General features: G+C 73.1%; 1 protein-coding gene and 1 riboswitch. The gene reads left to right on the top strand.

Annotated features, from left to right (window positions below; genetic code table 11):
- Positions 1-255 precede the first annotated feature (255 nt).
- Positions 256-442: riboswitch (cobalamin riboswitch) on the top strand.
- 22 nt (positions 443-464) lie between these two features.
- Positions 465-1,214, top strand: a 750-nt coding sequence (locus G6028_RS08290; protein WP_182658599.1) for a magnesium chelatase ATPase subunit I, incomplete at its 3' end; no start/stop codon positions are given.

Raw genomic sequence — 1,214 nt, 5'->3', positions numbered from 1 at the left:
GGCCGCGGCCATGCCACGCGCTCGCCCACCACCTCGTCCGGCATCATCGCCAGGTGCCGCTCCCCGCCCAGCAGGACGTCGGCGCCCAGGACGGCGCGGCGACGGGCCTCGTCGAGGCCGGCCCAGCCGTCACCGCCGATCCCCACCACGACCACCTGTCCGTTCATGACGCGGAACCCTACCGTCGAACCCGCCCGCCGAGCCCGACCGCCCGGAACGCGAGGACGCTGGGTAGCCTCGGCCAGGAGAGACAACTACACCCCAACAGCACGAGGTGCCCCACGACCCGCCCCAGGCGGTGCGGAGGGGAGAATCAGGGAAGCCGGTGAGAATCCGGCACAGGGCCCGCTACGGTGACCCGGCCTCTGAGGCGAACGCGTCCAGCGCGAACGCCCGAGATGAGCCGGGAAGTCCGGAGACCGGCCTCGCGCTGACCAGCCTGGCAGACGAGAGCGGGAGCCCCCATGCCACTGCACTACCCCTTCAGCGCCGTCGTCGGTTCCGACGACATGGCGCTTGCCCTCCTGTTGAACGCGGTCTCGCCGTCGGCCGGCGGCGTGTTGATCCGCGGAGAGAAGGGCACCGCCAAGTCCACGATGGTGCGCGCGCTCGCCGGGATCCTGCCGCAGATCGAGGTCGTGGCCGGTGACAGGTTCTCCAGCGCCCCGTCCGACCGCGGCACCGACACCCCCGACGGTCCGATCCCCCACGACGCGCCCACCGAGCACCGGCCGGTCCGTCTGGTGGAGCTGCCGATCGGCGCGACCGAGGACCGCATCGCCGGGTCGCTGCACCTGGAGAAGGCCCTGAGCGAGGGCGTCACCGCGTTCGAGCCCGGCCTGCTGGCCCGGGCGCACCGCGGACTGCTGTACGTGGACGAGGTCAACCTGCTCCACGATCACGTGGTGGACCAGCTCCTCGACGCCGCCGCCATGGGCCGGGTGACCGTCGAGCGGGACGGGGTGTCGGTGGAGCACGCCGCCCGCTTCGTCCTGATCGGCACCATGAACCCCGAGGAGGGCGAACTCCGGCCCCAGCTTCTCGACCGCTTCGGCCTCACCGTCGAGGTGTCCGCCCCGCGCGAGGCGGCGCTGCGGGCCGAGGTGATCCGCCGCCGGGTCGCCTTCGACTCCGACCCGGAGGGCTTCTCCGCCACGTTCGCGGCGGACGAGCTGGCCCTGCGCGAGCGGATCGTCGCCGCCCGGGAGCGCGTG

This window comes from Dietzia cercidiphylli, from assembly GCF_014145145.1.
GTDB classification, from domain to species: domain Bacteria; phylum Actinomycetota; class Actinomycetes; order Mycobacteriales; family Mycobacteriaceae; genus Dietzia; species Dietzia natronolimnaea.
The sequence above is the reverse complement of the archived record's forward strand: the minus strand, read 5'-3'. Positions and strand labels throughout refer to the sequence as shown.